Annotated in this window: 12 protein-coding genes and 1 pseudogene; 6 read left to right on the top strand and 7 right to left on the bottom strand. The window is 67.1% G+C overall.

Annotated elements, in window-relative coordinates:
* Nucleotides 1-86: 86 nt before the first annotated feature.
* Nucleotides 87-1,028 carry an alpha/beta hydrolase gene (locus tag ACM6JT_RS21945; protein WP_414857267.1) on the bottom strand — a complete coding sequence of 314 codons (942 nt, stop codon included), beginning with the start codon at nucleotides 1,026-1,028 and terminating at the stop codon, nucleotides 87-89.
* Between the two features lie 61 nt (nucleotides 1,029-1,089).
* A complete protein-coding gene (locus tag ACM6JT_RS21940; protein ID WP_034180944.1) occupies nucleotides 1,090-2,187 on the bottom strand; it encodes an OpgC domain-containing protein in 1,098 nt (365 codons plus the stop codon).
* A 382-nt stretch (nucleotides 2,188-2,569) separates the two neighbouring features.
* Between ACM6JT_RS21940 and ACM6JT_RS21935 the strand changes: the two genes are divergently transcribed.
* The gene (locus ACM6JT_RS21935) at nucleotides 2,570-3,724 is read left to right on the top strand and encodes a porin (protein ID WP_034180296.1); all 1,155 of its coding nucleotides are present in this window, start codon (nucleotides 2,570-2,572) and stop codon (nucleotides 3,722-3,724) included.
* 43 nt (nucleotides 3,725-3,767) lie between these two features.
* Here ACM6JT_RS21935 and ACM6JT_RS21930 read toward each other — a convergent pair whose 3' ends face one another.
* Nucleotides 3,768-4,679: a LysR family transcriptional regulator gene (locus ACM6JT_RS21930; protein ID WP_034180295.1), complete on the bottom strand. Its 912-nt coding sequence runs from the start codon at nucleotides 4,677-4,679 to the stop codon at nucleotides 3,768-3,770.
* A 118-nt stretch (nucleotides 4,680-4,797) separates the two neighbouring features.
* On the opposite strand from ACM6JT_RS21930, the pseudogene ACM6JT_RS21925 reads away from it, so the two are divergent.
* Together ACM6JT_RS21925 and ACM6JT_RS21920 are read left to right on the top strand one after the other, a co-directional pair.
* Nucleotides 4,798-5,067: pseudogene (locus ACM6JT_RS21925) on the top strand (aldo/keto reductase); the annotation flags it as partial.
* A gap of 140 nt (nucleotides 5,068-5,207) precedes the next feature.
* Nucleotides 5,208-5,948 carry a sulfite exporter TauE/SafE family protein gene (locus tag ACM6JT_RS21920; protein WP_105392503.1) on the top strand — a complete coding sequence of 247 codons (741 nt, stop codon included), beginning with the start codon at nucleotides 5,208-5,210 and terminating at the stop codon, nucleotides 5,946-5,948.
* Between the two features lie 102 nt (nucleotides 5,949-6,050).
* On the opposite strand, the gene ACM6JT_RS21915 is transcribed toward ACM6JT_RS21920, so the two are convergent.
* The 3 genes from ACM6JT_RS21915 to ACM6JT_RS21905 form a co-directional block, all read right to left on the bottom strand.
* Nucleotides 6,051-8,219: a hypothetical protein gene (locus ACM6JT_RS21915; RefSeq protein ID WP_414857266.1), complete on the bottom strand. Its 2,169-nt coding sequence runs from the start codon at nucleotides 8,217-8,219 to the stop codon at nucleotides 6,051-6,053.
* Nucleotides 8,220-8,715: 496 nt separating this feature from the next.
* Entirely contained in the window at nucleotides 8,716-9,102 is a 387-nt protein-coding gene (locus tag ACM6JT_RS21910) for an ester cyclase (RefSeq protein WP_204421352.1), read from the bottom strand.
* 46 nt (nucleotides 9,103-9,148) lie between these two features.
* Nucleotides 9,149-10,045: a LysR substrate-binding domain-containing protein gene (locus ACM6JT_RS21905; RefSeq protein WP_131949495.1), complete on the bottom strand. Its 897-nt coding sequence runs from the start codon at nucleotides 10,043-10,045 to the stop codon at nucleotides 9,149-9,151.
* Between the two features lie 504 nt (nucleotides 10,046-10,549).
* Here ACM6JT_RS21905 and ACM6JT_RS21900 point away from each other — a divergent pair.
* From ACM6JT_RS21900 to ACM6JT_RS21890, 3 genes are all read left to right on the top strand, one after another.
* Complete coding sequence (locus tag ACM6JT_RS21900) at nucleotides 10,550-11,413, top strand: peptidoglycan DD-metalloendopeptidase family protein (RefSeq protein ID WP_414857265.1); 864 nt, start codon at nucleotides 10,550-10,552, stop codon at nucleotides 11,411-11,413.
* A gap of 210 nt (nucleotides 11,414-11,623) precedes the next feature.
* Nucleotides 11,624-12,523: a class A beta-lactamase gene (gene bla, locus ACM6JT_RS21895; protein WP_034180287.1), complete on the top strand. Its 900-nt coding sequence runs from the start codon at nucleotides 11,624-11,626 to the stop codon at nucleotides 12,521-12,523.
* A 97-nt stretch (nucleotides 12,524-12,620) separates the two neighbouring features.
* On the top strand, nucleotides 12,621-13,496 hold the full coding sequence (locus ACM6JT_RS21890) for a LysR substrate-binding domain-containing protein (RefSeq protein WP_034180286.1): 876 nt from the start codon (nucleotides 12,621-12,623) through the stop codon (nucleotides 13,494-13,496).
* Nucleotides 13,497-13,542: 46 nt separating this feature from the next.
* Here ACM6JT_RS21890 and ACM6JT_RS21885 read toward each other — a convergent pair whose 3' ends face one another.
* The gene (locus ACM6JT_RS21885; RefSeq protein ID WP_175747584.1) at nucleotides 13,543-13,878 is read right to left on the bottom strand and encodes a type 1 fimbrial protein; all 336 of its coding nucleotides are present in this window, start codon (nucleotides 13,876-13,878) and stop codon (nucleotides 13,543-13,545) included.
* Nucleotides 13,879-14,179 lie beyond the last annotated feature (301 nt).

Genomic DNA, 14,179 nt, shown 5'->3' with positions numbered 1-14,179 from the left:
CGCGCAGCGCATCGCTCCTGTCGACGGACGACGGGCCGGGCATCGGCCGGCTTGACGAAAACGGGCGGGGCAACGCCCGCCCGCCGTCACTTCACGCACTCGAGCGCGTACTTCAACCCCTGCCCGAGCAGCCCGCGCCACACGTCCCACGTATGCCCGCCGTCGACGATGCGCAACTCGGCCGGGTTCTGCGCACGGCGCAGCTGCGTGTACAGCACGCTCGATTCGGCCTGGATCGTCAGGTCGTCGTCGCCGGCGGCGATGAACATCGGCACGCGCCAGCTACGCGCGAAATAGCCGCGCATCAGCGCCGGGTAGTTGAGTTCGTGCCACACGCGCGAGTCGAACTGCCGGTCGCCGAACACGCCGACATAGCGCGCGGCGGAATTGAGCGGCGGCTCGTTCGCATAGATCGCGGGGCTCAGCAGCATCGCGCCGCAGAACAGGCCGGGTTCGAGCAGCGAGAAGCGCAGCGCACCGAAACCGCCCATCGACACGCCGCCGATCGCGCGGCCCGCGCGCTGGTTCGACACCGCGAAGTGCGCTTCGACTTCGGGCAGCAGGTCGTTGAGGAACGCGCTCTGCATCTTCTCCTTGCGGTCGACGTACCAGTGGGTGCCGCCCTGCGGCATCACGATCACGACGGGGGGAATCTCGCGGCGCTCGATCAGCGTGTCGGCGGTGGCCTGCAGCCGGCCCTGCGTGATCCAGTCGTTCGCGTTGCCGGCATTGCCGTGCAGCAGGTACATCACCGGATAGCGCGCGCCTTCCGGGTTATAGCCGGGCGGCAGGTAGACCGTGTACGACCAGTCGCGCTTCAGCGATGCCGACCGGAACGTGCGCAGCGCGACGCTGCTGCCCGGATTGACCGGCGGCTCCTGGGCGGCCGGCGTGACCGGCGCGGCCTGGGTGGCTTGGGTGGCCGACGGCGGCGCGGGCGATACCGTCGGCGCGGCCGGTGTGGCGCGGGCGGTGGCGATGGAGCCGGCGATCAGGGCGACGGCGAACGGTAGGGCGAGTCGGCGCATGGCGAATCGTTTCAGGAGAGGCGCCGGCTATCGTAGCAGCGGCGCATGACGGCGCGGCGCGTCATTGCCGCGAACGGAACGGCAGCCGCGCGACGAGCGGCCCGTAGAGTTTGGCGACGAGATACAGCAGGCCCATCGCGACGGCATCGGCGGTCAGGCCGAGCGGCACGTCGAGATAGCCTTCGGTCGCCTGGTAAAGCAGCGAATCGACCGCGAGCGAGATGCCGGTGCCCGCGACGAAGCACAGCAGCCCCTGCCGGCCGATCGTGCCGATCCACGGCATCGCGTGCGCGACCTTCTTCATCCAGCCGAGGTGCACGAGCTTGGCCGCGAGCCACGCGATCGCGAGGAAATTCACGAGCCGCAGTGCGCCGAGATTCTGCTTGATCGACGGATCGGTCGGGAACGGTTCGATGCGCAGCCGGTAGTACGCGCCGGCGGCGACGATCGCGAGCGATACGGCCGTGAGCAGCCAGCCCTGCGGCCTGGGCGCGAGCGTCTGGTAGACGGGCTGGCAGCGCGCGATCACGCCGAGCACGAACAGGAACTGCCACGCGAACGGGTTGAAGTCCCACGGCGCGCCTTCGACGGTTGGCAAAAAGCGCGCGACGTGCGGTGCCGCGTACCACAGCGATCCGCTGAACGCGAGCATCAGCCACGGCTGCGTGCGCGCGAGCGGCAGTGCGAGCGGGACGAGCAGCGCGAAGAACGCGTACATCGGCAGCACCGACGCGAGGTACGGCTGGCGGCGGAACAGCAGGATGTCGCGCAGCGCGGCGAGCGGCTTGTGGAGCAGGCCGTCGAGATCGTTGGTCGGCATGTTCGGGCCGTCGATCGCGAACGCGTTCAGCGCGGCCGTGATCAGCAGCATCAGGCCGGCCGTCACGAGGAACGCGCGGTAGATCTCGAACGCGCGCAGGATGAAGCGCTGGCGCGCGGCGGCCTCGTCGTGCCGCTCGGCGAGCGAGTTGTACGCGATCGCGGTCGCGAAGCCGCCGAGGAACACGAATACCTCGGCCGCGTCGCACAGCGCGTACGCGTGCAGCGTCACGCGCGACAGGATGCTGCCGCCGATATGGTCGACGACGATGACGAGCAGCACGAGGCCGCGGAAGAAATCGAGCTCGGCGTAGCGGCCGGCCCGGGCAGGCGCGGTCATCGGACCGCCGCCCGGCGCGGGTCGCGTGCGCGGCCGGCACATGCCGCGCATGAATCGGGGTGAAGCATGACTTCGTGAAGAAATGGCGAACGGATGCGCATTGTGCCACCGATGCGACGCTTGTCGGGTTTACGCGGATGGCGGGCCGGACTGCCGCTGCCGACAAGCCCGGTCAGGCTGTCTGCGCAACGGGGCAGTTGGGAGAGCGCAACGCTTTGCGCGCGGTTTCCTTACCCCGATGGACGGACGATTTGCGACGTGACACCATTTTGTCCTCACGCGGCCGCACACCGCGTCGTCCGCCCTGCGGGCCATACACAAAACAGACGAAACAATTCGCCGGGCGCTCGGCCCGCCCGGCCCTCGGCTCCGGAGATCCGTCATGAAGAAGCACGTCATTTTTGCAGCCGCGCTCGCTGCCTTCGCCGCGCCGGCCTTTGCCCAGAACAGCGTGACGCTGTACGGCCTGATCGACGAAGGCTTCAATTACACGAACAACGTGAACGTCAATGGGGTCGGAAAGACGAATTACCAGCTCGCGAGCGGTTTCGCGCAAGGCAGCCGCTGGGGCCTGAAGGGCAGCGAGGATCTCGGCGGCGGGCTCAAGGCGATCTTCACGCTGGAAAACGGTTTCGACGTGAACAACGGCCGGCTCAACCAGGGCGGCCGCATGTTCGGTCGCCAGGCGTTCGTCGGGCTGAGCGAGTCGCGCTTCGGCACGCTGACCTTCGGCCGCCAGTACGATTCCGTCGTCGACTATCTCGCGCCGCTGACCGCGAACGGCAACTGGGGCGGCACGCTGTTCTCGCACCCGTTCGACAACGACAACACGGACAACTCGTTCCGCGTCAACAACACGGTCAAGTACGCGAGCCCCGACTGGAACGGCCTGACGTTGGGCGGCACGTACAGCTTCAGCAACAGCACCGGTTTCTCGAACAACCGCCAGTACAGCATCGGTGCGCAGTATTCGCTGGCCGGCCTGCAGGTCGCGGCCGCGTACCTGCAGGCGAACAACCCGGGCATCGGCAGCGCGGGCGCGATCGCGGCCGACGACGCGAACTTCGTCGCCGATCGCCTGCGCATCTTCGGCGGCGGCGTCAACTACACGTTCGGCCCGGCAACGGTCGGCTTCGTCTACACGAAGACGGACGTGAAGAACCCGGTGTCGACCGTCTACCTGCCGGCCTCGACGTTCGCCGGCCTCGGGCTGACCGCGACGAAGTTCCAGAACTTCGAGATCAACGGCAAGTACCAGCTCACGCCCGATTTCTATCTCGGCGCGCAGTACGTATACACGGACGGCAAGTTCGATGCCGCGGCCGGCTCGTTCAAGCCGAAGTACCACACGGTCGGCCTGATGGCCGACTACAGCCTGTCGAAGCGCACCGACGTCTATCTGCAGGGCGCGTGGCAGAAGGTCGGCGGCGACAAGACCGGCACGGCGGCCGACGGCGGCTACGTCGTCGGGACGGACGGCCCGTCGTCGTCGTCGAACCAGTTCGCGGTGCGCGCCGCGATCCGCCACAAGTTCTGAACGGGCGGCGGCCCGGGGCCGGGGTGCCCCGTGCCGGCCCTTGTCAGCCCGCCTGGCGCGTGCCGCCGAGCGTTTCCGCGAGCCAGTCGACGAAGATCCGCACGCGCGGCGCGAGATGGCGCCCGTGCGGGAACACCACCGACACGGGCAGCGGCTCGGCATGCCATTCCGGCAGCACTTCGACCAGCGAGCCGTCGGCGAACAGCGGCGCGAGCCCGTCGCGCGGCGCCTGGATCAGCCCGAGGCCGGCGAGACAGCACGCGAGATACGCTTGCGAGCTGTTCACCGACACGATGCTGCGCATCTTCACCGTGTGCAGCTCGCCCGTATCCATGTCCGCATATTCCCAGTCCAGCTCGCGGCCCGTACGGCTCGAGAAATAACCGACCGCGACGTGGTCGGGCAGTTCGTCCGGTGATCGCGGCGTGCCGTGGCGCGCGAGATACGCGGGCGACGCGCAGTTGACCTGCGCCATCTCGCCGATCCGCCGCGCGACGAGCGACGTGTCGGACAGCACGCCGACCCGCACCGCGCAGTCGATGCCGTCGGAGACGAGATCGACGAAGCGGTCGGTCGTGCTGATCATGACGCGCAGGTCGGGATAGCGCGCATGAAAATCCGGCAGCGCCGGAATCACCTGGTTCAGCGCGAAGCGCTCGGGCAGGTCGACGCGGATCACGCCGCGCGGCGACGCGCGGGCGTCCTCGAACAGCGATTCCGCATCGTCGAGATCGGCCAGCAACTGCACGCAGCGCTCGTAATAGGTCGCGCCCTCGGCGGTCAGCGCGACGCGCCGCGTCGTGCGCTGCAGCAGGCGGATATTCAGGTGCTTTTCCAGATACTGGACGGCGTTGCTCACCGTCGGGCGCGGCAGTTGCAACTGCTCGGCCGCTTTCGTGAAGCTGCCGAGATGGGCGACGCGCGCGAAGATGCGCATTGCTTGCAGGTGGTCCATGCGGGGCAGGAGCGTTGGCGGGTTGGAACAGGCTCCATTGTTAATCAGCGCGGAATGGTTGGGTGGAGCGTTTCGCGTTTATCGCGCGCCGCGATGCGCCGACGATCCACCCGTGAAGGTCGACGTGCTGCGCACGATCGCCGACGAGAAGGGCAGCAATCCGGCCCGGGTCACGATCGCGTGGGTGCTGTCGCACGGCATCGACATCGTGCCGCTGGCCGGCGCGCACAAGCGCACGCAATTGAAGGACGCATTGCACGCGCCTGGATTGCAACTAACGGTCAATGATCCCTCTCGCATCGAAACGGCGGTTCCCGCCGGGGCGGCTGCCGGTGACCGCTATCCGGCTTCACCGATGGCTCACTTCGACAGCGAGCAGGCGCGGGGGGGATCCATGGAGCCTGAACGGTTGCCCGACAAGCCCGCCCGACGGGCCCTAGCCAGCCTCAGGCAAAACCAGATGGCGGGCGGACTGACGGCGGTTCACCATCGGCGCCGTATTCAACCCGACCGGACGGAACGCCCTCCATGCAAATTCATACGCTGACGATCATCGTGCTGGTTTTCCTGCTGGCCGGCGCGGTGAAGGGAATGATCGGGCTCGGGCTGCCGACGATCGCGATGGGGTTGCTGACGCTCGCGATGCCGCCGTCGGCCGCGGCGAGCCTGCTGCTCGTGCCGTCGTTCATCACCAATGTGTGGCAGTTGTGGCTCGGCCCGTCGTTCGGGCCGTTGCTGCGTCGCTTGTGGCCGCTGCTCGCCGGTCTCGCGATCGGCACGCTGACGGGCGGACTGCCCGCGCTCGCGGCCGGCAGCACATGGACGCATGCGGCGCTGGGCGTGGTGCTGATCGCCTACGGGCTGTGGGGGCTGGCCGCCGCGCGGCTGCCCGCGCCGGGGCGTCACGAAACCTGGCTGTCGGCCGTGGTCGGCTACCTGACGGGTGTCGTGACGGCCGCGACCGGCGTGTTCGTCGTGCCGGCCGTGCCGTACCTGCAGGCGCTGCGGCTGTCGAAGGACGACCTGATCCAGGCGCTCGGGCTGTCGTTTACCGCATCGACGATCGCGCTCGGCTTGCAGTTGCGCGTGACGGGCGCGCTGCAGACGGTCGATCTCGGCGTGTCGGCGCTCGCACTCGTGCCGGCTCTGGCCGGAATGGCCGGCGGGCAATACGCGCGGCGCGTGATGAGCGAGCAGGCGTTCAGGCGCTGCTTCTTCGTCGGGCTGATTGCGCTCGGTGCGTACATGGCCGCCTCGGGTTGGCTGTAAGCGGGTATCGCCGCGGAGCGTGATGCCCGCCGTCCCGAAACATCCCGAAGCCGGTTTCTGCTGTCGGCTTCGGGAGCGATAACAGGACGGCGGTCGCACCGCTCAGGCCGGATCGGCGTATTTCAGCGTCCAACCGAGCGTGCGGGTCGTGCCCGCGCCGAGCGCAAACGGCTTCGTCGTGCACGCGAAGTTCGAATGCAACTGGCCGATAGGCGTCGTCGACAGCGGATTCGTCGCGCCGTTTGCCGTGTCGAAGGCGGACAGCACGCAGTTGTCGAACCCGGATGCCGCATAGCCGGTCGCAGCGCTGTTCGCGTATGCCACCGATATGCCGTCGCCGTTGGCGTGCGTGGACGCGAAATCCGCGAACGACGTGAAGTCCGTCTCGACCGACAGGTTGCCGGCGAGCGTGCCCGAACTCAGCGTATCGCTGCGCGCGACCGTGCCGTGCGCGAACGTCAGCACCGTATGCACCTGCAGGTCGAGATCGGTCGTGTACGCCGCGTTCTTCGACGCGAGACGGAATTTCGCGGTATCGAACGACACGATCACCTGGCCGTTGGCCTGCTGCACGTTCAGGTTCCTGTAGTACGTGACGGGAATGTAGGTCTTCCCGTTGTACGACACCTGCGGCACCAGCAGCGCATAGCCTAGATCGGTCGTGCCATAGATCAGCTTGTCGGAGAACGGTACCGGGTAGTACGGCGTGAACGAGTTGTAGTCGGGCGCCTGGCTGAGGTTCAGGTTGATCACGCGCCGGCCGTCGCGTACGGTGAGCAGCGCCGCGCTGTACGGATGCGCGGTGTCGCCGGGCTGGTTGTACCAGGTGAGCGTGTAGCGCGGCAGCGCGTCGAGCCATGCGTTGTAGTCCGCATCCGCCATCGGCGCCTTGCCGCCGAAGCCGAGCTTGTTCCACCACGCGTTCACGTACAGGTACTGGTGCAGCAGACTGAAGTTCTCGCCCATCACGCGCGGCTTGCCGCGATACGTGTCGGTGCCGCGGCCCTTGACCCACATGTTCACCGACGGCGTCGGCAGCGACGGGTCGTACCAGTAGGTGTCGAAGCGATGCGCGGCCCGGTAGATGAATGCATACGCGACCTGCTTCTCCTGGTCGGACAGCACACCGGCGTTGGCCGCGGCCGTCAGCACTTCCATGAACGCGGAATCGCCGTACGGGCCGATCGAGCGGCCGTAGTTGAAGCCCTGGCCGTCGGTGTTCAGCTGCGGCAGGATCAGGTCGACCGACTTGCGCAGATAACCCTTCAGCTCGGGCGTGAGATTCGCTTCGTTACCCATCTCGAACGTGCGCTCGACCACTTCGCCGATCAGCAGCGTGCTGTAGCGGTCGAAGCGCGCCTGGTCGTAATAGGTCGTGTGCGTGTTCGACGCTTCGTCCGAGAACCCGCCCGACGAATCCTTGCGGATGTGGTTCGCGAGCGTGTACAGCAGCGCGTCGCGCGCACCCATCGTCGCGACGGACGGATCGGTCGCCGACGCGAACGACGGGCTGCTCCAGCCGAGCTTCTGCCGCAGCCCGGCGATTCCGTAGGACACCGCATAGTAGTTCTGCGCGGTGTTGAGCGACGCGATGTCGATCGGCGTGCCGGCGGCCGGGCACGTACTGGTCTTGCCGCTCGCGTCGGGGCCGAACATGTCGCAGAAGGTGAGCCGCTGCTGCAGCGTCGCGAGCATCGCGTCGCTGAAGACTTCGTTGAGCATCCCGTGCGCCTTGAGGTTGTTCAGCGCGACGAGGTAGTAGTACTCGCCCCACGACGTGTTCGCATACGCGTAATTGCTGCCCGACTGCGCCATCATCGCGGTCGTGATCGTCTGGTACGTCGCGAGGTAGCTCGCGTATTGCGGGTCGCCCTTCGACTTCATGTCGATCAGGATGTACGACAGGCCGAGCGCGAGCTTGCCGGGCAGGAATTTGTCGCCGGTGTTGGTATCGAGCACGTGCACCGGCGTGCCGTCGCCGAGATCCATCACGACCTGCGTGAAGTCGGGCGATTTCCGGATCAGGTCGAACAGCGCGCGCATCTGGCCCATCATCGTGGCGGGAATGTTCGTGCCGGCCGGCACGCTGGTGTCGGGCGCGCCGTAGACGAGCGCCTGCAGCGAGTTCGCCGCGAGTGTGGGTGTCGAAGGCGGGGGCGACGACGACTGCGGCGGCGTGTCGGTCACGTCGCTGCCGCCGCACGCGCTGACGAACAGGACGGAAAGGGCGCTGAGCGCGGCGCCGAGCGCGAATCTGCTGCGCGGATGCATTGTGTCTCCAGTTTGAATAGTGATGAAGGACGGGCAGGTGTGGCCGTTGCCGCGCTCGACGCCCGTACCTGACCTCCGCCTTGAACCCTGATCCCTGAAGACGGATGGCCTGAATCACAACTCGAGCGGGCAAGCGTTCCCCCTGCGCGGGCCGAGGCCGGCGTCGCGCTGATACATTGGAAAACGTTTTCCAAATTTAGGCATCGAACGGCTTGATGTCAATGAACTTTGACGTCGGAAGCGCCGGTAGAAACCCGAATAGTGGGAAGAGGGAGGTGTGGGGCGAGATCGGGATTACGCGGAAATTGCGGGGAATTTTTTCCGAAGTCGATTGGGCGAAGCGCAGGATACCGATACTGAAGCGCCAGGCGGGCTCGCTCTCCTGCGATGCGCGTTTGATCACATTTTAGAGAAAACGTTATCCATAAGGATCGAAACGAATCGAGCCGGGCGTCGGCGCATCGATCATGACCGGCGCCCGGCCGCGCCGGCGCTGCTAAAGCTGAGCCTCGATCGCCGCCTTGTCGATCACCGACCAGACCTGGCGGATCTTGCCGTCGTGGAACTCGTAGAACACGTTCTCGGCGAACGTGACCTTCCTGCCGTCGACGGCGAGCCCCATGAACGTCCCTTTCGGCGAACACGCGAAGCGAAGCCGGCTCGCGACGCGCGGCGGCTCGCACGCGAGCAGCCGGATGTCGAAACGGAGATCGGGAATGTCGCGAAAGTCCTGTTCCAGCATCGCGCGGTAACCGGCGAGGCCGAGCGGCCGGTCGTTGTGGATCACGTTGTCGTCGACATACTGGCCGAGTGACGGCCAGTCCTGCCGGTTCAGGCAGTCGATATACGCGCGGTAGCGGGTGGCGAGATCGGTGTCGGTCATGGCCGTGCCTCCGTTTGTCGATGGGGTGGGTCGAATGCGGCGCGCGTCACCGCGGTGCTGTTTCGCCGGACAAAAACGCCACGAACTCCCGCGTGTACTTCGGCAACGCGTCGAACGACCGCGCGCAGAGCGTCAGCTTCCGGTGGCTCCACGGATCGGCCAGCTCGACGAGCCGCACGTCCAGCGTCTGCATCGCACGCTCGGCCGCGTGCCGCGACACGATGCCGATGCCCACGCCGCTCGCGATCACGCGGCAGATCGCGTCGAAGCTCTTCAGTTGCACGCGATAGCGGATCCGCTTGCCGAGCGCGCGCGCCTGGTCGGCCAGGTGCACCTGCAGCGCGCTGCCGTCGGTGAGGCCGATGAAGTCGGCGTCGGCGATCGCGTCGAACGCGACCTTGTCGTGCGACGCGAGCGGATGCGCGGCCGGCACGACGACGATCAGCCAGTCCTCGCGGAACGGTTTCTGTTCGAGTCCGCCGAGCCCGACCGAATCGGCCACGATGCCGACCTCGGCGGTCTTGTTGCGGATCGCATGCACGATCTCCTGGCTCGAGCGCTCCTCGACGCTGATCGACAGCTTCGGATGATGCGGCAGGTAATCGGCCAGCGCGTCGGGCAGGTATTCGCTCAGCGACGCCGTGTTGCACAGCAGCCGGATATGGCCGCGCAGCCCCTGACCGTATTGCTGCAGTTCGCCGCGCATGTGGTCGATCTGCTGCAATACGGTGCGCGCGTGGTGTTCGAGCGCGCGGCCGGCGTCGGTCGCCTGCGCGCCCGACTTGGTCCGGTGCAGCAGCGGCACGCCGAGCTCGTCCTCCATGCCGCGGATGCGCTCGCTCGCGGCCTGCAGCGTGATGTGCGTGCGTTCGGCGCCGCTCGTGATCGTGCCGGCCTCGCAGATGTTCAGGAAGAGCCGCAGGTCGGTCAGGTCGAAGCGCATGATGGGCGGGGAGCGATAGCGTTGGAATGGCCGATAAGTTAGCAGGAACCGCAGCGCCGGTCTCAGGCGCAGCCTGAGACCCGATTCGCCGGTTCCGCATTTTCGGGGCACGATCGATGCCCGATCATGGCCGCATCTCGACACCGGGGGAGCCAGTCATGCAGATCGATTCGTCGTGGGGTGTGTCGTTCAAGATCGCGTTGCATGTGTTGTTCCTGTGCATCGGCATTGCGTGGGCCTGTTCCGAACTCGTCGCATGGCTGCGTTGAGCGCGGCGGCACGCTCCTATTGAAATCAATCCGTCATAGTCTCCTGAGACGAAAATTCTTCCGTTTTCACGCGAAAAGACCATCAAGTTTTTCGGGATCGGACCGTATTACCGGTAGCGAATGTCGGCCGGCGTCCCGTTCGTGATCGTTTGTCATCATTGTTTGCATCCGGTTACACGTCGGCCGTTCCGTTTTTGAGATGCTTGAAAGATTGTCAAATCGGAGTTGATCGTCCATGAAAACGCGCGAGATTTGCCGCAACGCGGCGTGGCTGCCGGGCCTGGCCGCCGTGCTCGTCATGGCCGGTTGTGCAAATACGCAGTCCGTCCCGCCGAGCGACACGCTGGCGGGGCAGCCGTCGCCGTCGAGCCAGCCCGTCGCCGGGCCGTCGGCCGCCACGCTGCCGCCGGCGCCGATTCTCGTCGCGCAAAAGTACGTGGTGAAACGCGGCGACACGCTGACGGGCATCGCGTCCGCGAACAACTGCAGCGTTGCCGACCTGCGCACCTGGAACAAGCTGGGCGCGAACGGCAAGCTGCGCAAGGGGCAGGTGCTGCGCATCGTCAGGCAGCAGCCGCTGCCGCCGTCGTCGGGCACGGCCGGCACGCAGGCCGCCGCGCCGGCCGCGGCGAGCGATGCGGTGGCCGGCAATCAGGCAACGGCACAGGCAACCGCATCGACGGCGAGCGACCGTCAGGTCGTGAAGGAAACGAAGCGGCATGCGGGCGGCGTCGTGCTCAAGTGGCCCGCAAACGGCAAGATCGTCGAGGGGTTTCGGCCGGGCCAGAACCGCGGCATCCAGATCGCCGGCCGGCCGGGCGACCCGGTTCGCGCGGCGGCCGACGGCCGCGTGATGTACGCGGGCACCGGCCTGAACGATTACGGCAGCCTGATCATCGTCCAGCACAACGCGGATTTCCTGACCGCCTATGCGCATAACCGCAAGCTGCTCGTGAAGACGGGCGACATCGTACGCCAGGGCGATGCGATCGCCGAGATGGGCGACCTCGACAATTCGCGCGTCGCGCTGCTGTTCGAGGTGCGGCGCGACGGCAAGCCGGTGAATCCGATGCCGTATCTGCCTTCTTCGCAAGGATGAAGCCGGGCCGTTCTGCTGGAACGCGACGACTGTCGCTGCTAGGCTAGGGGCTGTTTGCGAATCCCGCGCTTCGCGCGGGGCCGACGAGCGTCTTTCGGGGATGCGGCGACGAATGCCGTCGCGGGCGGCCGTCGGCGTGAACGGGCGTGCATCGCCGATGCGCGCCCGCGTTGCTTCGTGCCATCGTTTCCGACAGAACACACCTCATCCATGGAACACTCTCCGACACGCCGCTCGCTGTTGCTTGCCGCCGTTGCCGCACCGTTCGTCGCCGCGTGCACGTCAGCGCCGGTCGCCGACCAGGGGCGCGCCCACGCCGCGCAAGCCGAACTCGCCGCACTCGAGAAAGCGTCGAACGGCCGGCTCGGCGTCGCCGCGCTCGATACGTCGAACGGCGTGCGCATCGCCCACCACGCGCGCGAGCGCTTTCCTTTGTGCGGCACGTATGCGGTCGTCGCCGCCGGCGCGATACTCGCGCGCGGCGCGCTCGACGCGTCGCTGCTGCCGCGCCGCATCCTGTACCGTCGCTACGAAGTCGTGTCGGGTTCGCCGATCACGGAAAGCCATGTCGACACGGGCATGACGATCGCGCAGCTTTGCGACGCGATGCTGCGCTCGGGCGACAAAGGCGCGGGCAACCTGCTGATGGGCGTGCTCGGCGGCCCGCAGGCCGTCACGTCGTTCGCACACGAGAGCGGCGACACGACGTTTCGCCTCGATCACTGGGAACCCGAACTGAACAAGGCCGTGCCGGATGACGAACGCGACACGTCGACGCCGGTCGCGATGGTCGACACGCTGCAGCGGCTGCTGCTCGGCGACACGCTGCGCGAACCGCAGCGCGCGCAACTGACGGAATGGATGGTCGGCGGCGCGCGCGGCGCGACCGGCATTGCGGCGGGCGTGCCGCCCGGCTGGCGCGTCGCGGACAAGGCCGGCACGGGCGGGTACGGCACGACGACCGACGTCGCGGTGCTGTGGCCGCCGTCGCGCGCGCCGCTCGTGATGGCCGTGTCGTTCACGCAGCCGCAGGCCGACGCTGCGGCTCGCGCGGACGTCGTCGCATCGGCGGCGCGCATCGCGGCGGGCGCACTGGCCGCAACGGCCTGAGCGGCGCGCGCCTCGCGCAAAGCCGGCGTTTGGCTTATCGTGTCGGTCAGCGCGCGCCGGCGTCGGCGCGCGGTCCTTCCGTTTCCTGTGCCTTTTCATGCGCCGACTTCCGCCCCTGCACGCGCTGCAGATCTTCTCGACGGTGGCTCGCCACCGCAGCTTCACGCGCGCGGCCGAGCAGCTATGCATTACGCAGGGTGCGGTGAGCCGGCAGATCCAGACGCTCGAGGCGCATTACGGCTTTCCGCTGTTCAAGCGCCATGCGAAGGGCCTCACGCTGACGGCCGAGGGCGAGCAGCTGCTGCCGGTGGTCAACGAGAGCTTCGCGCGGATCGAGGACATCTCGATGAAGCTCACGCGTCAGCGCACCGATCTCGCGCTGAAGGTGCCGACCTGCGTGATCCGCTGGATGCTGCCGCGCATCATGCGCTTCCAGGGCGAGCATCCCGATCTCCATGTGCAGATCACGACCGCGTGGCAGCACGTCGTCGATTTCTCGACCGAGCCGTTCGACGCGGCAATCGTCTACGGCACGGCGCCCCCCGGCGCGGGCATATTCGCACTGCCGCTGTTCGACGAACGGCTGACGCCGGTATGCGCACCGGAGTTGCGGCAGGCGTCGCCGCTCGAGGCGGTGGGCGATCTCGCGCGTCATACGCTGCTGCATCCGACCCGCGACCATCGCGACTGGCGTGCCTGGCTCGATCATGCGGGCGAGCGCGGCGTCGATCCCGCGCGCGGGCCGACCTTCGACACGCTCGATCTCGCGACGAACGCGGCGATGCAGGGCTTCGGCGTCGCGATCGGCGACGTGACGCTTGTCGACGACGACGTCAGCGCGCGCCGGCTCGAACGGCCGTTCGACATCGTGCTCGAGACCGGCGCACGCTACTTCTTCGTCTATCCCGAGAACATCGGCAACCAGCAGAAGATCCGCGCGTTCAGCGACTGGATCGCGCGCCATCGCGACTGACGCGCGGCCGCGCCGGACCCGCCGCGCGCCGCGCGGGCGGCCGGTGTTACTGGTAGGTCACGACGGCGATCATCGGCGCGAGATTGTTGCCCGGACGGTTCGGTAAAACGATTGCGCGCGAGGCCTGAGTAAAGGTCGTGGTCTTGACGGCCTGCATGCTCGCCGCGTCGACGAACGCGATCTGGCCGGTTGCCGGCCGCGGGCAGTCGGCGCGCACGCGAGCGGGCGCGGCGTTGGGCGTATCGAGCGCGAACGAGCAGGGCGGCTCGACGATCATGCCGGAGAAGTAGATGGTGCCGGACGCGCCGGCGGCAAAGGACGAGGACGTGGCCAGAAGCGAGGCAGCCAGAGCGAACGAGGCGGCGAACAGGCGATGCTTCATGACAGGCTCCAGAGAGGAAGCGCGTCGCAGCGGGGCCGCTCGGGTGGCAGTCCGTCAACGCCGCGATGCTGACTGCGTAAACGGCAAATCCATCGGACCTCTTGAATGAAAAAACGGAAATAACGGGAATAAGCAAACAGCGGCGTATTCCTTCAATCAATTTATCTCAAAATTGAGCGGCCGCAAGCCCGGGTAATGCCGGTGTAGTAAACCAGAGGGACGGTTGCCGGCGGACGCCGTTTTTTGCGGGTGAATCGTTGCGGAATCAACGAATCGGTAGTAGCGCGAAGCGTCGTTCGCC

The organism is Burkholderia sp. IT-111MI5, assembly GCF_949752865.1.
Taxonomy (GTDB): Bacteria; Pseudomonadota; Gammaproteobacteria; order Burkholderiales; family Burkholderiaceae; genus Burkholderia; species Burkholderia pyrrocinia_C.
The sequence above is the reverse complement of the archived record's forward strand: the minus strand, read 5'-3'. Positions and strand labels throughout refer to the sequence as shown.